Source organism: Thermodesulfobacteriota bacterium (assembly GCA_040753795.1).
Lineage (GTDB): Bacteria > Desulfobacterota > Desulfobacteria > Desulfobacterales > Desulfosudaceae > JBFMDX01.
Window position 1 is genome coordinate 58,017 of sequence record JBFMDX010000015.1, and the last position, 24,050, is coordinate 82,066.

Below are 24,050 nucleotides of genomic sequence, written 5' to 3' on the forward strand. Positions count from 1 at the left end.
GCGTGAGTCTCCTTTACCTGGACAGCGCGTCATTTATTTTGGCGATCAGGTCATCAATACTGATAGGCTTGAGCAGGTAATATTCCGCCTCGGCTACGCCGGCACGGTAATCCTCTTCGGAACCGTGTCCGGTCAGATAAATTGTCTTAACCCCCGGCAGCTGTTTTTCAATGATCTGTTTTAACTGCCGGCCTCCCATGTGCGGCATCTTGACATCCAGCACCACCAGGTCATAACGGCGCGTCTTGATCAGTTCCTCGGCTTCTCTGGCGCTGGTGGCCCAGTCGGCTTCAATGTGCCTTAAGGCCAGTCGTTCGGCCAACGTGGCCACAAAATCTTTTTCATCATCAACCAGGAGCAGTTTCATCATTGTTCTCCTTTGTTTCCGGCCGGGGTGTCAGCGGCAGTGTAATAGTAAAGGTGGTGCCCACTCCGACCCGGCTCTCCACGTCGATCGATCCGCCCAGTTCCTGCGTCAGGGAATAGGTGATGGAAAGGCCCAGCCCGGTGCCGCCGGACTGGGCCTTGGTGGAGAAAAAAGGTTCGAAAATGCGTTTGATATCCTTGTCCGGAATTCCGCAGCCGGTATCTTTCACCTGGAGGCGCAACATTTGGTCAGCGATTCGCTTTGCCGATATGTAAAGGGTGCCACCTTCTGACAGGGCGGCAAAGGAATTGTTGATCAGGTTCAGCAGAATCTGCTGCAGCTTGCCCCGGTCGGATTCAAACCGGGGTATATCCGGGGGAACGTCGACGGAAATGGTAATGTTACGGTATTCAGCCTCCTTGCCCAGAAAACCCAGTACGTCGGAGATGACCGCCTTGATGTCGACCGGCTGGACACTGGTATCCATATGGCGGGCGAAGCTGAGCAGCTGCTTGGTGATTTTGCCGCAGCGGGTCACGGAATCGTGAATCGAATCCACCAGGCCGATAAGCTTGGCGTCTCCGGAATATTTTTCCGTGAACTGGAAAATATCCTTGATCAGCCCGGCCTTTTCATTGATCACCGCCAGGGGGTTGTTGATTTCATGGGCCACGCCGGCGGCCAGCCGGCCGATGGAGGCCAGCTTGTTGGCATACTCCACCTGATGCAGGCTGCGGATGCGGCGTTGATCGGCGATGTAAATCCGGTTGACGAAGTAGGTGGCGAATCCGGTGACCGCGAACAGCACGATGACGATGCCGCCCAGCAGGTAAACCAGCATCTCGATGCGGGTCCGGTGCCACGATTCCATGAGTTCTCCGGTCTTGCTGACGATCATCAGGATAAAGGGACTGTCGGGAATATAGGCATAACCCAGGATATATTCGCCTTCAGCGGAACTGTGATATTGAACCACCTCGGTTTTGTCGGAATAAACGGGAATCGGGAATTCGATTTTTTCAAACATTTTTTCATGGCCCCGGGAGGGGGTCTGCAGAATTCCCTGGGTATTGACAATAAAAGCGTTGCCTTTTTCGCTCAGCTCAAAACCCGACAACTGCTCGTTCAGCCGGCCCGTGTCGATGGATATGCGCAGCACAAAAAATCCCTGATCCGAATTTCCGTGACGGACGGCGATCACGAAATGAGGCTCGTTACGGAACCCCATGAACACTTCGCTGATGAACATGCCCCGGTTTATGGCTTCCTGGAACCACTGCTGGTTGCTGTAATCCTTGCCTGCCAGGGGGTAAGGGCCGCTGTAGGCGACCTGGTTTCCCGAAGCGTCGATCACGCCGATATCCGTTACCCCGCCGATGGCCAGCCGCAGGTTGTCCAGCAGACGGGTCAGCCGGCCGGAGTCCAGCAGCCGTTCATAGGAATTGTCATTGGCGATAAAATCAAGAGCCGCTTTCCGTTTGGCCAGAAAGGCCGCGATGGTCCGCTTGGCATTGGAAACGGTGCGGGAGGTCCGGGCCAGGCTTTCCGATTCCACCGCCCGCTGGGTGACGTTGAAGTCGACCCAGGATACCAGCAGCAGGGGGATGATGGCGGACAGGCCGGTCAGCATGACCGCCGATTTCCAGAGACGGCCGTAGTTGAACATATAGCGGTCGTATCGTCCCGGGGAAGCGTCATCCTGGCGCCGGAAGACGGGAAAGAAAAGTTTGAAGGATCGTTTTATTTCCATGATGTTATCACGATTAGGGACGGTCGTTATCAGTCACGTTTTCCGCCGACTGATTTTTTCTGCCGGACCTTTTCGTTGGCTTTTTTCAGGGTTTCGCTGAGTTCATCGATATTGACCGGTTTATGCAGATAGGCAAAAGCCCCCAGTTCCATGCACACTTTTCTATCAGCTTCGGAGCCGTGTCCGGTAAGAATGATGACCTCGATGTCCGGCCGGGTGGCCTTGACACGGCGCAGAACCTCGATACCGTCGATGCCGGGCATTTTCAAATCCAGGATCATCACTTCGGGTTCCTCTTCGGCCACCATGCTCAGGGCCGATTCACCGTCGTAGGCCACGGCCGAACCCATGTCCCTCATGATCAGGCGTTCGGACAGGGTCTGGACGAATTCGCGTTCGTCATCGACCAGCAGCACTTTCGAGGGTATCTGGAAATCGTACTTGCGGTAGATATCGGTCTGGTAAAACGCTTCGCCGACCCTGGTCTCGACACTTTTGACACCGGGGATTTTTCCCGCCAGAGATTTCAGTTCCTCTTCCAGGCGGGAGAGCATCAGCACGTGTTTGTTGATGGTGATGATCACCTTTCCGTCCCGGGCCTGGGTGGAAACATTGTGGCCGGCCCTGGCCAGAACCTCTCCGGCCCTGGCCGCCAACTGAAAATCAGCCACCATCCGGCGGGAGCGGCTGGACGGCTGGACCACATCGGCGTTCATGTGCTGAACGATCAGGTCCACGGCCTCGTTCGGTTTAATCTTGTCCGTGGGCACGAGCATATCATAAAGTTCCGGTTTCCAGGGATCATCTTCCCCCTTGACGGTTTTAACCCAGACCGCCGCTTCCTCCATGTCCTTTCGAATCAGGGCCGCGGCCTCTTTTTCAGAGAGCACTTTTTGCTGACGAACCGTCTCGATCCGGTTTTTGACGTCGGCCACCAGGCACACCCGCAGCACGTGGCTGATATCGGCGGGAATCATCAGGCTGGAATATCCCGAAATAATTAAATTATCCGCGTCAAGAAGATCGGCCAGGGCCAGGCGCAGATAAGCAATGGCCCGTTCCTTTTCATGGGTAAACGGGTTGAAAACTGATGCCTTGGGCTGAAAAGCACTTTCGATTTTTTTCTCCGTCATACCTGACAGCCGGGCTGCTTCCGATACCAGGGCGGCGTCGGTAATCATCCTGTGGCCGGTTTTCCGACGGCAGTCCTCGATGACCGGTTCGGCGTTGCAGTACGTTCCGCTGAAAATCGCTAACGTAGACATGATATGTTTTCCTTTTTCCCACGTTTGGTTGTTATGAAATGCGGCATACCGTTATCAGCGGGCAGTTGGGCTCATCCGAATGCTGATGGGCGTCGGCGTGAATGGCGCAAACCGCTTTTTCCATGGTCGGATAGATGTTATCCTGACCGATTTTGGCCAGAAGATGAGTGCGCTCCAACACCTTCATCACCGATTCGTTGACCCCGCTAAAAGAAATTTTTACACCCGCGCTGCGGACATTGTCAACCAGCAGGGACAGGGTCTCTTCACCGGAGGCATCGATGTCGTTGATGGCGTTGGCGGCGATGATAATATGGCGCAGGTCCTTGTGATTGGTCATGCGGTCGCTGATCTTGTCTTCCAGATAGCTGGCGTTGGCGAAAAACAGCGGGCCGTCGAACCGCACCAGATCGATATACTTGCACTTCTGCAGGCCGTGGATCATGGCGGCCCGGAAAGCGTCGTCTTCCTTGCGGGAGAGCGACGCCACCGTGGGCCGCATGCTCTTGTAAAGGAAGACGCACAGGGACAGCACCACTCCCACCATGATGCCCTTGTCCAGGTGCGGGGCAAAGATCAGGGTACAGATAAAGGAAAGGATGGAGATGGCGCCGTCGTACCACTGGGCCTTCCAGGCGTGCACGAAACCGCTGACGTTGATCAGGCCGATGACCGCCATCATGATGACCGCGGCCAGCACGGCCTGGGGCAGGTGGTAGAGCAGGGGGGTGAAGAAAAAGAGCGTAACCACCACCGTCAGGGAGGTGACCGCGCTGGACAGGCCGGTCAGGGCCCCGGCCTGAAGGTTGACGGCGGAACGGGAAAAAGAGCCTGAAACGGCGTAGCTTTTCCCGACGGCGCCGATCATGTTGGCTAGTCCCTGGCCGATCAGTTCCTGGTTGGGGTCAAGCCGCTGACCGGTTTTGGCGGCCATGGCTTTGGCGATGGAGATGGCCTCCATGAAGCCCAGAAGGGAAATGATGGCCGCGTAAGGAAAGAGATGACTCATGATTTTCAGATCCACCCTGGGGATGGACATGGACGGCAGTCCCTTAGGCACCGTGCCCACCACCGCACCGCCGCCGATCATGGTGATTTTTTCCGGGTTCAGGGGCGCCTCACGCACCTTGATTCGCCAGACCCGGCCGTTCAGGTCTCGGGCGGCGGGGTCATCTTTCAGATAAAAGAAATTTTCATCCTTGTCGGCCAGGAAAAGAAAGGATCGCAGTTCCTCACGAAACAGGCCGGCTTCCTCATTGAGCGCGTCGATTTTATAGTTGATCACCCGCATGGCGTGTTCGGCTTCCATCAAGGCCAGAGCGTCATGACTGGTTTTCGCTTCATCCAGTGCCTTCATGATGCCGGTGCGTTCTTCCACCAGCGTTTTGACCTGTTCCATCCGACTGTTGTAGCCGGACGCTTTTTCGTGCACGTCGGCATTCTGGACAGCCGTAAGGGGGACCGGTTTATTGTATTCAAATCCCATCAGCCAGGCCATGACGGTAGTGACCGCCACCGCCACCAGCACATTGGGTATCCGGGGATTGATCCGCTTTAACACCACCATGATGGCAAAGGCCAGAATCCCCATGAAGAGCGTGGGCCAGTGCGTATAGTGGATGGCGGCCTCTACCGTGCGGACGACGGTTTCATAATGATGGACGGCGTTGTCCACATCGACGCCGAACATCTTGGAAAGCTGGGAAGTGGCGATAATGATGGCGGCGGCATTGGTAAAGCCGTTGACCACCGGGTGGGAAAGGAAGTTGACCACCAGCCCCAGCCGCAGCACGCCCAGGGAAAACTGAAAGAAGCCGACCATCAGGGACAGCATGATGGCATAGGTGATGTAGCCCTCGCTGCCTGCCGTCGCCAGAGGGGCCAGAGAGGCGGAGGTCATCAGGGACACCACCGCCACCGGGCCGGTCGCCAGCTGGCGGCTGGAGCCGAACAGAGCCGCGATCATCGGCGGCAGGAAAGAGGCATACAGACCATAGTAGGAGGGCATACCCGCCAGCTGAGCATAAGCCATGGATTGAGGAATCAGCACCAGCGCCACGGTCAGCCCGGCGATTCCGTCCGCCTTGAACTTGTCCAGATTATAGCCCCGCAACCAGGCCATAAAGGGGAAAATCTTGTTGATCATACCGTCGCCATTCCTTCCGTATTTATCATTTTATCATAAGACCGATTAGACGCATCAGTTCATTATATAAGGCGCCTGCATCATAAAGGTTGCAGTTTTTGAAGCGGACAATCCCGTCCACCGTGGACAGCAGGACGAGGGCGGTTTTGCGGGGAGAGAGGTCGCCTACCGATCCGTCCGCTTGTCCTTTGATCAGGGCTTTTTCGAAAATATCCACAAAACAGTTGTAAATTTCTTCCAGCAGGGTCCGGCAGTAAACGTTTTCTTCGGCGAGTTTGTAAGGGTAGTAGCGATGGAGCAGGAGAAACCAGGGTTGCCGGATACCGGCCAGGTAAAGGTAAAAGGCCAGTGACGCTTCCAGCAGAGAGGCGCCGTCGGGAAACTCTTTTTCACCAAAATACCGGGAGAACTCTTCCAGTATTCCGTCTTTGACGTTGCTCAATACCGCCAGGAAAAGGTCTTCCTTGGTTTTATAATGATAGAAGACTGTGGCGGTAGCGATTCCGCTCATACTGGCCACTTCGCCCATGGAGGCTTCTTTAAATCCCCTGGTTGCGAATAAGAAAGTTGCGATTTCAAGTATTTCTTGTTTTTTTGACATGAACTTTTTAATTCCATGGAATATGGTTATCTACAAACTGACTGATTCATCAGTTAGGCTGATTTATGAATCAGTTTTACGCTAGATAAAAGCCGATGTCAAGTTTTTTTTGCAAATATCCGGATGACATTCTGATCCGATAAGAATGTTCTTAATGATATCAACCAGAAAAATCTGGTTTGCGGATTTTGGGGAGATGTTGCGGTGTGCTGTGAATCGCAGGATCGTTATTTGATGCGATCGATAAAACGCAGCAATCCATCCAGGATGGTCAGGGGATGGGGAGGACAACCGGGGATAAACAGGTCCACGGGGAGAATATGGGGAACACCGTTGTGTTGTTCGGGATGACCGGTATAAGGACCGCCGGCTATAGCGCAGGCGCCTACGGCAATGACGATTTTGGGCGCGGGAACGGCGGCATAGGTTTTATCCAGGGCAAGGCGCATATTTTCGGTTACGGGGCCGGTGATGAGCAAACCGTCCGCATGCCGGGGAGAGGCTACAAACTGTATGCCGAAACGGCCCATGTCCCAGGCCAGGGTTCCGAGTACGTTGCTGTCCGCTTCGCAGGCGTTGCATCCGCCGGCGGAGACCTGCCGGAGCTTCAGGGATCGGCCGAACAGCCGGGCAGCGGTCTCGTAACGGGCCGGAGCGAAATCCGGCGATCCGGACCGGACAAGGAGGCTCTCCCGCCCGGACGCGGCCAGCCGGTATTCACGGTCGAAACAAATGGCGCCGACCGGGCAGGCGGTTTCGCAGGCCCGGCAGAAGAGGCAGCCTCCGGTGTCGATGACCGGTCCCTTATCCGCGTCGAATAGACGGACGGCGCCCACGGGACAGGCGACCATGCACCGGTCGCAGCCGCTTTGGCAGGCGGCGCCGTTGATCACCGGCCGTCCCGCGAAACGGGGAGGCAGATCCGGCGGCGGTCCGTCAGGATAGGCCATGGTCCGGTATTTCTGCTCAAGGCGGGTTTTGATAATTCGCAGCATAAAGATCTTCCTGTTTTTTATAAATCATGCCCGCAATAGGACAGGTTGAAGCTCTTGTTGCACAGCGGAAAATCGGATATCTGCTGGTTGCGCAGGGCCAGGGCCAATCCGAACCAGTTGTGAAATGAGGGATCGACAACCTTGTAGGTTTGAAAACGCCCTCCGGCATCTGTAACAGCCACATGGCAGATCTCTCCCCGCCAGCCTTCCACCAGACTGACAGCCAGCATATCCCCTCTGGCGGGGGCGGCAGCGCCGGTCACCGGCCCGTCGGGAAGTTCTTGCAGCTGCCGGCGGATGAAAGCCAGCGATTCTTTGATTTCAAGCCAGCGCACATAAGCGCGGGCAAAACAGTCGCCGGTTGATCCGACAGCTATTTCCGGCCGGGCCAGGCGGTAGTGTCCGTAAGGAAAGTCCCGGCGCACATCGCCGTCGATTCCCGAGGCGCGCGCGGCCACGCCCACCAGGCCTGCCTCTCTGGCCGCCGCTGTCGAAACGGTTCCCGTCCCTTCGAACCGCGCCAGCACGGACGGGGTGTCGAACATGATTTCCACCGCGCCGGTCACATCTTTTTCCACGGCATCCAGACGGTCCAGCAGGGTCTCTACCAGGGCGCCATCCAGGTCATAACCGGCGCCGGCTGGCCGGACCAGGCCGCGGCCGAAACGGTTGCCGCAGAGTACGGCCGTCATGTTCAGCACGTCTCCCCGGATTCGGCCGCAGTAACTCATGGTCGGCAGATAGCCCACGTCTCCGGCCAGGGCGCCGAGGTCGCCGGTGTGGTTGGCGATCCGTTCCAGTTCGGCCGCTACGGCTCTTATGGACTCGGCCCGGGGCGGGACGGACCGGCCGGACAAGGCCTCCACGTTCAGGCAGTAGGCGGTGGCATGCCCCACGGTGGTGTCGCCGGCCAGGGTCTCCATGTAATGAATGTCCCGCGGCCCGGGGCCGCCCGCCATGGCCCGCTCGATTCCCCGGTGCTGATACCCCAGGGATATTTCCAGGTGATAAACCGTTTCCCCATGGCAGAGAAACCGGAAATGGCCCGGCTCGATCACGCCGGCGTGGACCGGACCCACCGCCACCTCGTGAGATTCCGCGCCGTCCATGCGGAAAAAACCGGTCAGTCCCACCGGCACCGCCCCGCTGGCGGGGGACCGGTGGGAATGCTGAAAGCGGATGGGCTTGAGCCAGGGATGGCTTTCCGGCCGGACCTGCCAGGTTTCGGCGATTTCACGCTCAAACCAGTGGGCGGCCGGGAAATCGGTCGTCAGGGAAGGCCATGGCTCGGGCAGGTGGCATGAGACCAGCAGCAGATCGCCCGACAAGGGTCGGGACAGGACGGCCAGGATCCGTAAGGGCTCCTCCGGGTCCGGTCGCCAGACCGGCAGGGCGGAGAGGTGGGCTCCGGCCTTGACCGTGTTGATAATTGTCCAGCGGAATGTTTCATAGGATACGACGGGCAGTTCATGGCGGCTGACCGCCTGGCCGTTGACTGTTCTTAAATAATCGGCGGACGCCATCTTACATGCCTCCGGTCAGGGCCGCCGCCCGGCCCAGAAAAGTCCAGAATTGATTCGGAATATAAAGCCCCAGCGCCAGGATGACCGCCGCCAGGGCCATGACCGGCCATGAGAACCAGAACGGTTCCCGGTAATGAAAGGAAGAGGCGTCGGGAGATCTCTCCGTAAAAGGAAATCCGAAAACCATGGAAATCATGGCCCGGGACATGGCGATGAAAATGATGCCCAGCACGATCAGATAACCGGCGGCGATTCCCCACCGGCCGGCTTCCATCATGCCTTTGAGTATGGTCAGTTCGCTGACGAAAAGGCCGAAGGGCGGCGCCCCGGTAATCGCCAGAATCCCCGTCAGCCAGAGGGCGCCGGTCAGGGGCGCCGTCTTGAGCACATGCCGGATATCGTTTATTTCTTTGCTGCCGTAGACAAAGAGCAACTGGCCGGAAACCAGAAAGAGCATGCCTTTGGCCAGAGAATGGTTGACGGCGTGAAGCATGGCCCCGGTGGCCGCCAGACCGCCGATGCCGACGGCCAGTGCCAGAATCCCCATGTGTTCGATGCTGGAATAGGCCAGCATCCGCTTGTAGTCGGCCTGCCGGATCATGAAGGCCGCGGACACGATCATGGACAGCAGGCCGAAGAATACCAGCAGTTCGCTGCTGTACCAGCCGATCCCGGCGGCCGTGAGAACGGCATGCCCTCTTAAAATTCCCAGAAAAGCGCAGTTTAAAAGAGCGCCGGACAGCAGGGCCGAGACCATGGACGGGGCTTCGCTGTGGGCGTCGGGCAGCCAGGTGTGCATGGGCGCCAGGCCCATCTTCGTGCCGTAGCCCACCAGCAGCAGGAGGAAGGCGGCTTTGAGCCAGGTCTTGTCCAGCAGGGCGGCGCCCGCGATCAGCTTGCCCAGGTTGAGATGGGCTTTCCCCGGATCGGCAAAGGCCAGAAAATAATTGCCCAGCAGGGCGACGGCGATGCCGACCGAACAGATCAGCAGGTATTTCCAGGTGGCCTCCAGGCTGCGGTGATGCCGGTGAAAACTGATCAACGGCGCGCTGGCCAGGGTCGTTGCCTCCACGGCGACCCATAACAGCCCCATGTTGCGGCTGATGCAGACCAGGCTCATGGCGGACAGAAAAAAGAGGAGGCAGGCGCTGAAGACGGTTTCCGGCTTGTTCTCGAACAGAAAGCCCTCCACGGCGTCCTTGACCCGGCGCTGGGAATCCCGGCTGAGATATCCCGTGGTGTAGACCGCGACGGCCAGAAAAAGAACGCTGGTGACCGCCAGAAACAGGAGCCCCTGGGGGTCCAGTCCGATCCAGTCTCCGGGGCGGAAGGTGTTTTTCCCGGAAAACGCTATAATAGCCGTCAGCACGGTGTGACTGACGGCGCCCGTCATCAGCAGGCCCCTTCTGATTCCCTTCCTGGGAACGGCCGGAACCGTCAGGACGAGGATCATCACGCCGAGTATGAGCGGTATCAGGACAAGGCTGACAATCATGACATCAATCCTTCAGTTCCGAGAGACGGTCGGTGTCGATATGGTCGAATTCCCGGGATATCTGATGAACGGTAATACCCATGATAAACACCGCCACGAACACGTCCAGCAGCACGCCCATCTGGACCAGCAGCGGTTCCTCCACGGCCAGGGCGGTGCCGAAGGCATATACGCCGTTTTCCATGACCAGGTAGCCCACCACCTGGGTCAGGGCCTTTTTGCGCGATACGATCACCAGCAGTCCGGTCAGGGTGGTAAAAAGCGCACCGGGCAGAAGAAAGTCGGATCCCACGGAAACCGCACCTTTCATGGGGAGGAAAATCAGAAAACTCAGGCCCAGGAGCGCCACGCCGGTCAGCACGGAAGCGCTGTAACCGACGAGGGGTTCGATTTCCCTGAGCACCTTCACTTCCCGCACGGCCCGGGACAGGAGCCAGGGCAGAAGCGCGCCTTTGACCACAAAGGTAATCAGGGAGAGCAGGATCAGCAGGGATGGCCAGGGCCTCGGCGTCATGGCCAGCATGATGGCGATCAGGAACACGGCCTGCAAAACCGTTGTCTGAATCACCGCCGCCAGGCGGCTGGTCGCCAGCAGGCGAAAGTTGGTCAGGACCAGGCCGAGAATAAACATATCAGTCCACAGGGGCATGAATTACCTCAATATCCATAAAAGCGAAGCCACCGTTACGGCCAGGGCGGCGATGAGCATCTGCGGCACGTTCAGAAGCCGGAGCCGCGCCATGCCCGATTCGATGAAGCCGACCAGAATGGCGGCGGCGAAAATGCCGGCGGTATTGACCATCATGTCAAGGGAGACGATCCCGGTCCGGAACGGTATGGCCAGACCGGTCAGTAGCGCGGCAAAGAGCCAGAGTTTCAGTGCCGCGCCGTACTGGATGAAGGCCAGGTCGACGCCGCCGTGGTCCAGAACCATGACTTCGTGGATCATGGTGAGTTCCAGGTGGGTGTTGGGATCATCTACCGGAATCCTGGCGTTTTCGGTAAGTAAGATGATCAGAAAAGCAAAAGCCACCAGCAGGGACGCCGGTCCGAGGGCGGACGCGGCCGAAACCCACAGCTTCCCATAGATACCGGTCAGGCTGGTCTCGCCCGTGCCGATGGCCAGCACGGCCAGCCCCAGCAGTAGCACGATCTCGGCCAGGATGGCGAATTGCACCTCGCGGCTGGCGCCCATGCCCTCAAAGGCCGAGCCGGTATCCAGGGCTGCGATGACGGTTACAAAGCGCGCCAGCCCCAGCAGGTAGGCCATGAAAACAAAGTCGCCGGCAAAAGAGAACACCCCGCCCATGCCGCCGGACGGGACCATCGTGACGGCAACCAATACGGCCGCAAGACTTGCCACCGGGCCGAGCCGGAACACCCGGGTCGTGGTGGTGCTGTAAACCGAACCCTTTTTCATCAGCTTGACGAGATCATGATAGGGCTGCAGGAGGGGCTGGCCCCGGCGGCCCGCGATTTTCGCTTTTGTCCGATTAATAACGCCGATCAGAAGCGGCGATAACATCAGTGCCAGGAGCAGATTGATAATGGATGTCATGACGGCCATTGTCTTATTTCACCTTGACCAGCAGAAGAACCAGAACGGTAACGGCGATATACAGAACGTAAAGCTGGTTGCGGCCCTGTTGCAGAACATGGGTTCGCCGGGCCAGTTCACTGACCGCCCGGAAAAGCGGGTCGAACAGGTTCCGCCGGAAGGGATCGCTGCTGTGGGAGGAGAGACCGGCCCGGCGGGGAAAAAAATCCTGCCCCACGCTTACCCGCAGCTTTGGCCTTATGATCCACTTGAACATGTCGATGACCGGCCAGGCAAAAGAAGAGGCCGTATATTGCATGCGGCTGTCCGGAGCGGCGTAGCCGCAATCCCAGGTGGGGCCTGTTGTATTGACGCGGCCGGTCAGCAGACGGCGGCGCAGGCCCCAGAGGAATCCGGAAACGGCGATAAAAGCAAAGCCCCCCCAACTGATCTTCCACAGAAGGCCTCCGGCCATGAGCGATACGGCGGATACCTGGGCGCTGTCCAGCAATTGTCCGGCCGCCGGGAGGACCAGCCTGACGGCCAGGGGAGCGGCCAGTCCCAGGGCGATACACAGGACCGCCAGGGTGATCATGGAAAAACGCATTGCAGCAGGGGCTTCATGGGCTTCGGCCGCCTGGGGGGTCCGCGGCTCACCCAGGAAAACGATGCCGAAGACCTTGGCAAAGCAGGCCGCGGCCAGTCCGCCGATCAGTCCCAGAGCGGCCAGGACTATCAGTCCGCCGGCCATGGGACCGCCCGGAACGCCGGCCCCGGTGATCAGGCCGAAGGCGGCCAGGTAAATCAGAAATTCGCTCACAAACCCGTTAAAGGGGGGCAGGCCGCAAATGGCGGCCGAGCCGATGCCGAAGGCCAGGGCCGTGCGCGGCATGCGTTTCGCGAGGCCACCCATGACGTCCATGTTCCGGGTGCCGGCGGCATGAGCCACGGCGCCGGCCCCGAAAAAAAGGAGGCTCTTGAAGACGGCGTGATTGATCACATGGAGCAGACCGCCCATCAGGCCGAGGGCCGCCAGGGCGGGATGACCCGTGGACACGCCCAGGAGCCACAAGCCCAGTCCCAAACTGATGATGCCGATGTTCTCAACGCTGTGATAGGCCAGCAGCCGCTTGATGTCGTGCTGGGCCAGGGCGAAAAGGACCCCCATCACCCCCGACACGGCCCCGACCAGAATCAGGGTCCATCCCCACCACTGGGCCGGCATCCCGAGCAGCGATATGATCCGCACCAGGCCGTAGATGCCCGTCTTGATCATGACGCCGCTCATCACCGCCGAAACATGGGATGGGGCCGCCGGATGAGCGTCCGGCAACCAGACATGCAGCGGCAGGAAACCCGCCTTGGCGCCGAATCCCGCCACGGCCAGCAGGAACAGGACGCCCGCCGCAGCCGCGCCGGGGGGAACGGTAAAGGCGTCAAAGTCAAGGGTACCGCTCTGCCGGCCGAGAAAGACAAACAGAAACATCAGGCAGGCCTGCCCGGCGTGAGCCGCTACCAGATACACCCACCCGGCCAGCCGCACCTCCTGTTTTTCATGTTCGAACATCACCAGAAAGAAGGAAGAAAGGGACATGGTTTCCCAGGCGACCAGAAACAGGAGGCCGTTCCTGGAAATAACCACCAGCAGCATGGAAGCGAACAGCAGGTTGAAAAAAGCCCAGGCTGGACCGAGATTTTTTCCGGCTCGGTAAGCGTCCAGGTAGGCCGTTCCATAGACGGCGGCCAGGGCGCAGACAAGGGAAATGGTCAGAATAAAAAAGGCGGACAGGGGATCAACGGCAACATAAAAAGAACCGAAAGGCACCGGCCACGGCAGGCGGAGGGATACCGCCGTTCCGGTCTCCAGCACAACCAGGGCCGCGATAATAGCCGGAACCGCGCCGGCGACGCCGGTAATCACCCCGGTCCGGGAGGTGTTTCCGCCGGCTGGGCCGCCCGGCAGAAGGCACAGGCCGCTGCCCGCCAGAAGCACCGCCAGGGATATCATCATCAGTCCCATGACCATGAAGGACTTCCTTATTTGTTTCCCGATATATCATCTTTTTCGGAATTCGCGGCCGGGTGACGGTGGTTCCCACCGTCACCAACCCCTTCCGGGCAAAATATCATCAAAGATTCGGACTAAAAGTTATGTAATCTACTTGCTTGATCCTATTTTTGTCAACAGCGGTGTTTATATGTTTATACCCATTTTTTTTATTGGCGCCATTTTGCGTGAGTTGCTATTGCCATGTGTCCATGCTATGTTTTTTAAAAAAAATTTGCAGGGAGATATCATGAACTACCTTGTCAAGGACCTGATGGTTCCCATCTCGGAATATGCCACCGTTCCCGTGGGAACGACGCTGTTTGAGGCTGTCCTGGCCCTGGAAGAGGCACAGTTGAATTTCGACCGCTCCAAGTATCAGCACCGGGCCATTCTGGTCATGGATGAAAATAACCATGTGGTGGGCAAACTCAGCCAGCTCAATGTGCTTCGCGCTCTCGGGGCAGCCGCTGACAACCGGAAGATTAAAACCATTCACCAGTTGGATCAGTTCGGGTTTACCCCGCAGTTCATCAGCGATATGGAGTGCCGGCACTGGTTCGCCGGCCGCAGCTTGCGAGAGATTTGCGCCGCGCCCGCCGCCATGAAAGTGGAGATTTTTATGAAGGCCACCACCGCCGGCGAATATATCGATGAGAACACCCCCATCGAAAGCGTCATCCCCCAGTTTGTTCACGGCGCTCACCTGTCGCTGCTGGTGACCAGCAAAAAAGAAATCGTTGGCATTTTACGCCTTTCGGACGTTTTCGCAGCCGTATTCCATGCCATGGAAGAGAACCACCACGAAACCGCCCTCGCAGGCGATGCGTCTCAGCAGGAAAAACGCCCATGAACGAACTGAAAAAATTACTCGACAGACTGATTTTACGCACCAATGTCAATGTGCGGGAGAAGCGCCATGATGCCACACCGTTCATCCAGAATCTGGTGCCGTTAAAGCAGATGGACAAGTTTTACGCCTTTTATGGTATCTCCAATCATCACCCTCTGGATCTTCAGTTTCAGCATTCCAATCTGGCCGGAAGCTACTTTCTGGGCAAGTGCCGGGTAAACAATTCGCTGGTCTATAAAAGCGACGTCCGGGGAGATGAACTCAAGAAAAAAGGAGATATATTCAAATTCCAGGATTTCGAAATTCCGATTACCCGGGACGAGGGTATCGATATTGAAGACAGCTTTCTGGTCAAAACACTGGTACATAATTATTCTCATGACCCGGAAACCCTGGAGCGTTTTTTTATCAAAGACACCATCTCTACGCATTATGCCAATATTCACGGTTCGCCCTGCGAGGGCTGCTTTCTGGGCCCTTTTGCCACGGCGGATCTGACCACTTTACGGGACAGTGTCATCGGCAGCTTCTCCTATCTGCAGGCCGGAGAAATCAGCCATATGAGAATCAAGGCGGGGACCATATGGGTCCGCAACCCCGGGGTTTTTAATTTTTTTTATCAGCATGACCGCGACCGGCTTGGCACCTATATCCGTTTCTCCGCCGGTTCCCTTCCCACGGGGGTGTTCATGGCCGTGGCCGAGGTCTGCAAGAACGAATTCCAGGGTATCTTCGACAAGGTGAATCTCGCCCATACCGTGCCGGTGCCGGAGACGGCGTCGGTGGATCGCTATGCCGTTGTCATGCCCGGCACTCACATCAGCGATAACGTGCTGGTGGCCCAGCGGGCTTTTTTGCAGAATGCCTGGATGGGCAAGGGAGCCAACGCCCAGGAGAACTGCTACATTGTCGATTCCCGGCTGGAGGGAGATAACGTCACGGCCCACGGCGCCAAGATTCTGGGCGCGGAACTGGGGAAACAGGTTTTTGTGGGATTTAACAGCTTCCTCAACGGCCAGCCGGGCTGCCGGTTGAAGATCGGCGACGGCTGCATCATCATGCCCCACACCATCATTGACGCCGACGAGCAGTCCCTGACCATCCCGCCGGGCCATCTGGCCTGGGGACTGATCAACCGCCCCGAAGACATCCGGACACATACCCTGCCCATTGAAACGTTTGCCGCCATTTCCGAATCGTTTTCTCTGGGGAACCTCTTTTTCGAGGGCAGCGGCAAAGAGTTCGTCTCGGCCTTTGAACAACGGATTCAGCACATTCTCGAGGCCAACGGCGCTTTCTTTGACGGCACCCGGAACAGGGGACACGCGCAGATCAATCAGAACATTTCTTTCAATACCCTGCAGCCGTATTCCGAAGGCGACCTGAAAGGGATTTATCCCACTATCGTGATTCGACCCTGACGGGGATATGTAACCGCCAGGCTGATAAATGACGATTGAATTAATAAATGGTTTGGTGTATACTGATAAAGGAAAATATGGCTGAATCCCATATTGGGCCTTAGGCGGTCTCAGAATCCGGGACGGACATGCTGCCCAGGCGGTGGATTCAACAAGAAGTTTTTAACGGAATTTCAGGAGGCGATAGATGGAGTTAACTGATCTTCAACTGATGACAATTGCGCCGTTTATTGACGAGACCATCAAGAAGCTGGATATCATGTGCGGGCTTCAGGCTTACGCCGGCGACCCTTTTCTGGATCAGATCGAAAATTTCCGGTTCAAGGGCTATGCCGTAGCCGCGGCCACCAGCGGCAAGATAAACGGCGTTATCCTGCTGCATAACTACATTGAAACCGCCCTGACCATCGGGAACAAACTGCGGCTGCACATGCTCGAGGAAACCAATTACCATGATCAGATCGATAGCGATATGCAGAACGCTCTGGCCGAGTGGGGCAACACCATCATCGGTAACGCCACCCGTTTCCTGGCCGATAAAAATTTGGGGATCAAGTTCGCCCCGCCTTATTTCATCACCAACACGGGAAACCTGATGACGCTGCTGACCAACGTCCGGGAAATCATCTCTATCCCCATTCACATCAAGGACGAGGGCCGGTTCTACTTTAACTATATCATCAGCACCGGCGAAGCCGCGGTGGATGCCCGCACGGGCGCCATTTCCAAGAGCGGTAAAATCCTGGTCGTGGACGATTCCAATTTTATCCGCATGGTCGTCAAAAAATATCTGCGCAAGATCGGCTATGAAAATACCGTGGAGGCGGCCAACGGCAGAGACGCCATCGAAATGTACAAGAAGGAGAGACCGGATATTATCTTCATGGATTACGTCATGCCGATGATGACCGGGTATGAGGCGCTGCAGCAGATCCGCCTGGTCGACAAAAATGTTCCGGTGGTGATGTTCACCTCCGTGTCCGATCAGAGTGTTATTGATGAGTGCAAATCCCTGGGCATTGCCGGCTATATCATCAAGCCGCTGACCGCCGAGGAAGGCCCTAAAAGACTTAAGGAGTTCCTGGATAACCCCCGCGGGTAAACGCCATTATCGTCCGGTTTTGGAAAAAACCGAGGCCATGATGGCGGCCAGCCGCAGCGTGTGTTCCCGGATTTCCGCGTCCGTCCGTCCCGGGTAACGGGTGTAACTGATCATGATCCCGTTGAGGGCCGCGAACAGGGCGTGAGCCAGCAAACGACCGTTTTCCCTTACCGGCCTGGGCGTTTTGCCCAGGCCGGTTTCTATTCTGTCCATCAGATCGCGCATGGCCTGGTTGAGCCTGTCCGTGGCTTCGGGACCGAAATCGTTTCCCAGCATGAAGTGGCTCATCATCTGATAGAAGGTCATGTTGGTGTTCAGGTAGTCCACGTAAATCCGGCAGACGTCGTCCAGGGAAGGCGCCGATTCCCCCGCCTGCCGGTCTATCTGGGAGGCGATTTCCTCGGAACATTGCAGAAAAATATCCAGAAACAGCTGATCCAGATTCGCATAGTAATTGTAGATGGTGCCGACGCTGACCCCGGCCTGCCGGGCGATTTCGCGAACCGTCACCTGGCGGAAGTCCTTGACCGAGAAAAGTTCCCGGGCTGCCTCCAGGATGAGATTCCGGCGGGCATCCTTTTCCTGCTGCTTTAAATCAGCCAGTGTCAGTGCGGGCATCGGTTTCTCAAAAAAAGTCCAGATAATGTTGTATAAAATATGGCAAAGTAAAAAGTCCAAGTTCAAGGCGCGCAAGTCTCGAGGAGTAAGGCGTACTTAAAGTACGTCGCATCGACGAGGGACGCAGCGCAACGCAGAAATTGGGGTTTTTACGAAGCCATATGCTCCTCGTGAACCCGCATCATATCCTCGTCCGTGAAACAGCGCTCGCTATCGTCCGGACAGGCGGCGTCGTTTTCCATCTTGCGCCGGTCGTAGGCCGGGTCCAGGATCTGTTTGAAGTATTCGTGCTGGATGAGCAGGCTCATGATTTCGTTGGTTCCAGTCCAGATCATGGCCAGGCGGGTGTCGCGCAGGGCCCGTTCAATCGGATACACCTCGGTATAACCGATGCCGCCCATCATTTGCATGGCCTTGTTGACCACATTCCAGGCGGCCGTGGTGGCGAATTTTTTGGCTTCGCTGACCAGGCGGCGGACATAGGGATAGTCGTTGTCGACGGCCTTGGCGGCCATGTAACAGAGGCCGCGGGCCGCATCCAGTTCCGTGATGGCGTCGGCCAGCATGAAGCTGACGGCCTGATATTTGCGGATTTCCTGTCCGAAGGCCCGGCGGCGGTTGGCATAGCGCGCGGCCAGGTCCAGGGCACCCCACATGGCCAGACTGCCGCCGGCCGAGGTCATGCGCTCGGGAATCATCATCTGGTGAAAGCAGAGGGCGCCGCCGTGGAGTTCACCGACCAGGTTTTCCCGGGGCACCTTGACGTCGCGGAAGACCAGCCGGCCGGTGCCGCCGCCGCGGCAACCCATGAGACCGTAAAGGTATTCGGTCTCCACGCCCGGCCCCCGGTCCACCAGCAGCAGGCTGAGGCGGCCGTACTTGTGGGCCTTGGGATCGAAATTGGTCCGGCAGTAAACCAGGAAGAAATCCGCGCCTTCGGCGCCGACCACGAATCGCTTCTGGCCGTTTAACAGGAAATGGTCGTCATGGACTTCCGCCCGGGTCACGGCGCCGAAGAAATCGGATCCGCCCCGGGGTTCGGTCAGGGCCTCGGCGGCCACCAGTTTCCCTTCCAGATAGGGCTTCAGATATTTCTGCTTCTGCGCTTCGGTGCCGAATACGTTCAGGGCTTCACCAACGATGGAGGGCATGGAATAGGCGCAGCCCAGGGCGATACCCAGGCAGCCGATCTCCTCCAGCACCGCGATTTCCGCTGTCCAGCCCAGGCCCCGGCCGCCGTATTTTTCCGGAAAGCGGACACCGATCAGTTTGCGCGCCGCCAGTTTTTCCACGAACTCGCGGGGATAGGTGATTTCGTTCTTGTCCATTTTTCTAAGAAAATCACTGGAAATCTCATCGCGGACAAAGGCCCGGGCCTCTTTTTTCAATTCCTGTTCCTCCGGTGTCAACAGAAAATCATACATGCGGCCTCCTTGTATTATCGGTTTTATTTAAGAATTATGAACTTTGAATTTTATAATGAACATTGCTCATTCTGTCAATAGAAAAAATCGATCCAGGGTTCAAGGTGTAAGGGTGTAAGGTGTAAGGCTCAGGGGGCAAGGCTCGGGGGTTGAGGGGAGAGTGAAAGAGATTGAGGAGGGCTTGTATGATGTCAACCGCCTGGTTTGATTTTCTTACGTTTGATGGTATATTACCCGGCATGCTGAACGGTATGATGACGGGAGGTAAAGATGGAACAACCGATTTTGTTTGAGTTAGACGGCCCGGTGGCGATCATCCGGCTGAATCGCCCGGGACGGCGCAACGCCATTAATGAAGCGCTGCTGCGGGGCCTCTACGACAGCCTGGAACGGGTCGCCCGGGACAGCGCCGTAAAGGTTGCCATCATCACCGGCACCGGTAAGGCCTTCTGCTCGGGGCTGGACCTGGACTGTCTGGCGACCGATAACCTGCTGGATCCCCGGGGCGACGGCCGCGACATGGTGGATCTTATATCCGCCTGTGAAAAACCCATAATCGGCGCCATTAACGGGTACGCTATTACCGGCGGATTCGAACTGGCCTTGAACTGCGATTTTCTGGTCGCCGCCGAAAGCGCCTCTTTTGCCGATACCCACGCCCGGGTGGGCATCCAGCCGGGGTGGGGCATGACCCAGCTTTTACAGCAGGCCGTCGGTCAGCGCATGGCCAAGCAGATGTCATTCACCTGTCAGTTTATCTCCGCGGCCCAGGCCCTGCGGTGCGGGCTGGTGAACGAAGTCGTGCCCGATGAAGAACTGCTGCCCCGCGCCCGGGCCATCGCCGAGGCCATTTGCGCCGTTAATTATGACATGCTCGTTAAAATCAAACGGCTCATTGAACATCGCAATCAGGCTTTGCTGAACGACGCCATGGACCACGAGCGCAAGGGATTGAAGGCCATGATCGCCGCCATGGCGCGATAACGGCCGGTAAGTGAATAATCGGCTTGACATCCAAAGGAACAGTGGTTAACTATTTAATGAGCATATGCTCATAAAGAGAATATGTCGCGACCCAAAAAAGAAAGACACATCGTCTGTGATCCGGACATCTGCTATTTCAAGCCCCGGGGTGTTCCCCTGCGGGATCTGGAAGAAGTCGGACTGACCGTGGATGAGTATGAAGCCATCCGCCTGGCGGATTTGTTCGGCCTGTCACATGAGGAGGCCGGTAAACGCATGGGGGTTTCACGGGCTACCTTCGGCCGTATCATCCAGAACGCCCGGCGGACGGTGGCCGACGCCCTGGTGAACGGAATGGCTATCCGGATTGAGGGCGGCGTATACAAGGCGGCGAATCGTGAAGCGGCATCGTTTATCTGTGATGAGTGCGGCAAGGCATGGAAAGAGTTGCCGGATGCGGAACATGCCGTAAAATGTCCCCGCTGCAACCGGGACACCGTCCGGCAGCTGGCATCAATATTATAAATGAAGGGATGAGGTAATGAGCAAAACACAGCAAGGCGTTCCCCTGTGCGGTACCGGCCAGGGGCAGCCTAAAAAGGATGAGGCGCAGGAAAAAATAAAAGAGTCGCTGGACAGAATCAAGCACAAGTTTCTGGTCATGAGCGGCAAGGGCGGGGTAGGGAAAACCAGCACTTCCGTCAATCTGGCCTTTGCCCTGGCGGGTAAGGGATACAAGGTCGGCCTGATGGACGTGGATATTCACGGCCCCGACATCCCCCGCATGCTCGGCCTGACCGGTATGCCCGGTGTAACCCCCGACCGTAAAATGATCCCCGTGAAATATTCGGACAATCTGGGCATTATCTCCATCGAATCCTTGAGCCAGAGCAAGGATGACGCCATTATCTGGCGCGGCCCCATTAAACATTCGGTGATTCAGCAGTTCATCGGCGATGTGGCCTGGGGGGATCTTGATTTTCTGATCATCGATTCTCCGCCCGGTACCGGCGACGAACCCCTGACCGTGGCCCAGGTGGTGACCGGCGCCCAGGCCATCATTGTCACCACGCCTCAGGAAGTGGCCCTGGCCGATGTCCGCAAATCCATCAATTTCTGCAAAACCGTCAAGCTGGAGCCCTTCGGCCTGATCGAGAACATGAGCGGTTTTACCTGCCCCCATTGCGGCCAGATGGTCGATATCTTCGGTGCCGGCGGCGGCGAAAAGACCGCCCGGGAGATGGGGCTGAATTTTCTCGGCCGCATCCCATTTGACGTCAACCTGGTTGCCTGCGGCGACAGCGGTTGTTCCTTCCGGGAAAAATATCCGGATTCTCCGGTGACCAAAGCCTTTGCGAAGGTGGCGGAGCAGATGGCGAAATTAGTGGGATAGGGGGGAAGTGATTAAGTGTTAAGTGATTAAGTGTTAAGTGTTAAGTGGTTAAGTAGCGGAAGGGGTCAGCCTTCCAGAAAAAAAGTTCCGGGTTGAGCCCGGGAATAGCAAAAGGGTGGATGCGTCAGCGCTTCCACCCTTTTTGTTTTTGTCACGGTGACAGATTAGTACTGTCTTCACCCTCCTGAACCTTAAACCTTGAGCCTTGAACCCTGAACCTTCCTATGTTTTAAGATGACATCTTGTGCCTTTATCTGAATCGATCGGTCATGTCGCACGACGCGGTAACCACTCGACCTGCAACAGGCCATCGGCGACCAATGGTTTGAATTCGGGATCGCCTGTCACCAGAACCGCCTCCTGCTCTTGTGCCGCAACAACCGCAAATGCATCCGCATACGAGATGGCGTATCGCGCCTTTAATCTCGCCGCCGACAAAACCACTCTCCGTTCGGCCGGCAGGACTTGAACAGGCAGCTGGTCAAGTGCCGCCAGTGCGCTCTGTGCCGCTATCAAACCCTGCTCGCGCTCAACGACATACAGGACCTCGCCCAGGTTGATAACCGACAAGTAAAGCGCAATGGTCCCTTTTGTCACCTCAGTCAACAGCGTTCGGACACGGCCCATTCCAGGTTCGCCTTCAAGATAAGCCAGCAGGGCGAAACTGTCCAGCACACAGGCTGAGGCATTAGCGACCACCTGCCGCCTCCCGACGACGTTCCGCACGGCGTTCGGCCAACAGCGACTTCGTGAGCGATTTTTTTCCTTTCAACATTCCGGCCGCCTGTTGCACCGGATTCTCCAGCGTCGGAACGATGGCCAGCACGCCACCATAGTCGACAATCTGGACGGTCGATCCGGGCTTGAGCGCATACTTACGACGTAACTCCGCTGGAATCACCACCCAGCCTTTATCCGAAATCACCAGAGCCATATCCACCTCCATCGTTATACATAAACGTGAAATAGTATAACCTCGACTAATGGGATAAGCAAACGGATAAAAGGATAAGGAAAGTATAAGAACTCGCTTTCTTGGTCATTATCTAAAGCAAGGCCGGACTTGTGTGTCAATATTTTGAAGGCCACCACATATTGAAGGACGTTTCAGAAGGGATTCGACAGGACATTTTCAGAGAGGCAGAAAGAGCGGGAGATACCGTCCGGATATCCGGGAGTACATAAAAACATAGGATTTTTGAGGCAGCTCTATTGTGTTACCGGGCCGGTTATTCAGAGGGTTATTCCGCCCAGTAACCATAGTTGGGAACCTGTGACCAGACTTCAACACCAGCCACGCCCGGGCGTGGCTGGTAAGTCGGCTCTCGTACCATTCTTAGAGATCTCTTACCTCAATCATCACTGTATTTTGACCCCTGTCCCCTCGACGTGACCGCCACAGGAAGTCGTACCATCCGTCCGGATCCAATCATAAGAATAGGTTGATGTCGTGTCTGAGGTACGTATTCTAGTACCTGTAACAGTTGTTGTAACACCATTTCCATCATCTATGACAGAGGTCCAGTAGGAAGTATCCCCGATAATGGTTCCGGAAGTGATGAACCCATTCTCATTCACAAGAGTAAAGGTACTCTCTGTTTCTGTGACTGTTGATGTGCGCGTCTCCAGCTGGTTTGGAAAACCACAAGTATTCTCTCTATATGTGTCCGTTTGGACCCAGGTGCTCGTAGTTGATTCGGTTCCGTCACTTCCTCCGTCGTCGTTTGCTGCGGCGACAATTGCACCGGCACCAACTATGCCGGCGGCGGCTGTCCCTATTATTGCGCCCGTTGACCAGCCTGCAGCCGCTGTTGCCGCAGAGCCCGTTTCTGCTGCGGTAGCTCCAACCCCTGCAGCAACAGCTTCTCCAATCATAGAAATAGTGATTATCCCCCCTGAGATGACAGCCATCTGACCAGCTTCAAGCACGGCTGTAGAAACGACAGCTCCGGTATCTGACAACGCTGAAAGGTTCAGTGAACCTTCCGTACAGCTGACCGTTGATTTAGCCTTGCCTTCATCTTTCGCTTCGATTAATTCAAAACCTGTTCCCCTGACTGCTGTAACGGAAGTGGGTGTCCTGACTTCAAACGTATTTTCTCCACCGATGAATTTACTCACGTTAACCACCACCTTCCCGATGGTCAATAGGAAATGGGCTTTACGGGATTCATTTTCAAAAAGGAATTGATCGATTTCCAATTTCGAGTCCTGCTCCAGCTTGATCATACTGTGATCGGAAAAAGACATCATTGCGGAAGATCTCTGACCCGTGATGACCACATCCTTTATTTGAATCGGTGATTGTTTAACGGGTTTGATTTCCTCCGTCGCCCTGATCTGCGAAACGGTGCCGGTGACCGACGTAAACTCACCGATCATTGTCGCCAAAACGGAAATTGGAATAACCATTTGTATTGTAATAAAAATAAGAAAAGGAATGATTTTTTTGACGGTTTTAAGCATAATGAAATCCCCAAAAAAGAAGCCGAATTTCTATCAAAACTATTTTGTTTGTCAACGCCTTTGGTCAGATTAGGATGACAGTGG

The 24,050-nt window shown here is 56.5% G+C and carries 22 protein-coding genes; 6 read left to right on the forward strand and 16 right to left on the reverse strand.

Features of this window, described 5'->3' with window-relative positions:
* Nucleotides 1-13 precede the first annotated feature (13 nt).
* The 11 genes from AB1724_15540 to AB1724_15590 form a co-directional block, all read right to left on the reverse strand.
* Nucleotides 14-367 (reverse strand): response regulator, encoded by a 354-nt coding sequence (locus AB1724_15540; protein ID MEW6079220.1) that lies wholly within the window; start codon nt 365-367, stop codon nt 14-16.
* Nucleotides 348-2,117 (reverse strand): ATP-binding protein, encoded by a 1,770-nt coding sequence (locus tag AB1724_15545; GenBank protein MEW6079221.1) that lies wholly within the window; start codon nt 2,115-2,117, stop codon nt 348-350. The genes AB1724_15540 and AB1724_15545 overlap by 20 nt, the downstream gene beginning before the upstream one ends.
* Before the next feature lie 29 nt (nt 2,118-2,146).
* The gene (locus tag AB1724_15550; GenBank protein MEW6079222.1) at nt 2,147-3,382 is read right to left on the reverse strand and encodes a response regulator; all 1,236 of its coding nucleotides are present in this window, start codon (nt 3,380-3,382) and stop codon (nt 2,147-2,149) included.
* Nucleotides 3,383-3,413: 31 nt separating this feature from the next.
* Nucleotides 3,414-5,528 carry a SulP family inorganic anion transporter gene (locus tag AB1724_15555; GenBank protein MEW6079223.1) on the reverse strand — a complete coding sequence of 705 codons (2,115 nt, stop codon included), beginning with the start codon at nt 5,526-5,528 and terminating at the stop codon, nt 3,414-3,416.
* 25 nt (nt 5,529-5,553) lie between these two features.
* Nucleotides 5,554-6,129 (reverse strand): TetR/AcrR family transcriptional regulator, encoded by a 576-nt coding sequence (locus AB1724_15560; GenBank protein ID MEW6079224.1) that lies wholly within the window; start codon nt 6,127-6,129, stop codon nt 5,554-5,556.
* Nucleotides 6,130-6,356: 227 nt separating this feature from the next.
* Nucleotides 6,357-7,124, reverse strand: a complete 768-nt coding sequence (locus AB1724_15565) for a 4Fe-4S dicluster domain-containing protein (GenBank protein MEW6079225.1) — start codon at nt 7,122-7,124, stop codon at nt 6,357-6,359.
* A gap of 17 nt (nt 7,125-7,141) precedes the next feature.
* The gene (locus tag AB1724_15570) at nt 7,142-8,647 is read right to left on the reverse strand and encodes an NADH-quinone oxidoreductase subunit C (protein MEW6079226.1); all 1,506 of its coding nucleotides are present in this window, start codon (nt 8,645-8,647) and stop codon (nt 7,142-7,144) included.
* A gap of 1 nt (nt 8,648) precedes the next feature.
* A complete protein-coding gene (locus tag AB1724_15575) occupies nt 8,649-10,142 on the reverse strand; it encodes a proton-conducting transporter membrane subunit (protein ID MEW6079227.1) in 1,494 nt (497 codons plus the stop codon).
* Between the two features lie 4 nt (nt 10,143-10,146).
* Entirely contained in the window at nt 10,147-10,791 is a 645-nt protein-coding gene (locus AB1724_15580; protein MEW6079228.1) for an NADH-quinone oxidoreductase subunit K, read from the reverse strand.
* A gap of 3 nt (nt 10,792-10,794) precedes the next feature.
* Nucleotides 10,795-11,700 carry an NADH-quinone oxidoreductase subunit H gene (locus AB1724_15585; GenBank protein MEW6079229.1) on the reverse strand — a complete coding sequence of 302 codons (906 nt, stop codon included), beginning with the start codon at nt 11,698-11,700 and terminating at the stop codon, nt 10,795-10,797.
* 13 nt (nt 11,701-11,713) lie between these two features.
* On the reverse strand, nt 11,714-13,705 hold the full coding sequence (locus tag AB1724_15590) for a proton-conducting transporter membrane subunit (protein ID MEW6079230.1): 1,992 nt from the start codon (nt 13,703-13,705) through the stop codon (nt 11,714-11,716).
* Nucleotides 13,706-13,976: 271 nt separating this feature from the next.
* Here AB1724_15590 and AB1724_15595 point away from each other — a divergent pair, with 271 nt between their 5' ends.
* The 3 genes from AB1724_15595 to AB1724_15605 all read left to right on the forward strand — a co-directional run bounded on the left by AB1724_15595 (nt 13,977) and on the right by AB1724_15605 (nt 17,102).
* Nucleotides 13,977-14,579 (forward strand): CBS domain-containing protein, encoded by a 603-nt coding sequence (locus tag AB1724_15595; protein ID MEW6079231.1) that lies wholly within the window; start codon nt 13,977-13,979, stop codon nt 14,577-14,579.
* Entirely contained in the window at nt 14,576-16,000 is a 1,425-nt protein-coding gene (locus AB1724_15600; GenBank protein ID MEW6079232.1) for a transferase, read from the forward strand. The genes AB1724_15595 and AB1724_15600 overlap by 4 nt, the downstream gene beginning before the upstream one ends.
* Nucleotides 16,001-16,187: 187 nt before the next feature.
* A complete protein-coding gene (locus tag AB1724_15605) occupies nt 16,188-17,102 on the forward strand; it encodes a response regulator (protein ID MEW6079233.1) in 915 nt (304 codons plus the stop codon).
* A 6-nt stretch (nt 17,103-17,108) separates the two neighbouring features.
* On the opposite strand, the gene AB1724_15610 is transcribed toward AB1724_15605, so the two are convergent.
* Nucleotides 17,109-17,720: a TetR/AcrR family transcriptional regulator gene (locus AB1724_15610; GenBank protein ID MEW6079234.1), complete on the reverse strand. Its 612-nt coding sequence runs from the start codon at nt 17,718-17,720 to the stop codon at nt 17,109-17,111.
* 149 nt (nt 17,721-17,869) lie between these two features.
* Complete coding sequence (locus tag AB1724_15615; protein ID MEW6079235.1) at nt 17,870-19,144, reverse strand: acyl-CoA dehydrogenase family protein; 1,275 nt, start codon at nt 19,142-19,144, stop codon at nt 17,870-17,872.
* Nucleotides 19,145-19,414: 270 nt separating this feature from the next.
* Here AB1724_15615 and AB1724_15620 point away from each other — a divergent pair, with 270 nt between their 5' ends.
* From AB1724_15620 to AB1724_15630, 3 genes are all read left to right on the forward strand, one after another.
* Entirely contained in the window at nt 19,415-20,128 is a 714-nt protein-coding gene (locus AB1724_15620) for an enoyl-CoA hydratase (protein MEW6079236.1), read from the forward strand.
* 81 nt (nt 20,129-20,209) lie between these two features.
* Entirely contained in the window at nt 20,210-20,632 is a 423-nt protein-coding gene (locus AB1724_15625; protein ID MEW6079237.1) for a DUF134 domain-containing protein, read from the forward strand.
* A gap of 16 nt (nt 20,633-20,648) precedes the next feature.
* Nucleotides 20,649-21,500: an Mrp/NBP35 family ATP-binding protein gene (locus AB1724_15630; GenBank protein MEW6079238.1), complete on the forward strand. Its 852-nt coding sequence runs from the start codon at nt 20,649-20,651 to the stop codon at nt 21,498-21,500.
* Between the two features lie 267 nt (nt 21,501-21,767).
* Here AB1724_15630 and AB1724_15635 read toward each other — a convergent pair whose 3' ends face one another.
* The 3 genes from AB1724_15635 to AB1724_15645 form a co-directional block, all read right to left on the reverse strand.
* Nucleotides 21,768-22,199, reverse strand: a complete 432-nt coding sequence (locus AB1724_15635) for a type II toxin-antitoxin system VapC family toxin (GenBank protein MEW6079239.1) — start codon at nt 22,197-22,199, stop codon at nt 21,768-21,770.
* Nucleotides 22,189-22,434: an AbrB/MazE/SpoVT family DNA-binding domain-containing protein gene (locus tag AB1724_15640; GenBank protein MEW6079240.1), complete on the reverse strand. Its 246-nt coding sequence runs from the start codon at nt 22,432-22,434 to the stop codon at nt 22,189-22,191. The genes AB1724_15635 and AB1724_15640 overlap by 11 nt, the downstream gene beginning before the upstream one ends.
* A 425-nt stretch (nt 22,435-22,859) precedes the next feature.
* Nucleotides 22,860-23,966: a FecR family protein gene (locus AB1724_15645; GenBank protein MEW6079241.1), complete on the reverse strand. Its 1,107-nt coding sequence runs from the start codon at nt 23,964-23,966 to the stop codon at nt 22,860-22,862.
* Between the last annotated feature and the right edge of the window lie 84 nt (nt 23,967-24,050).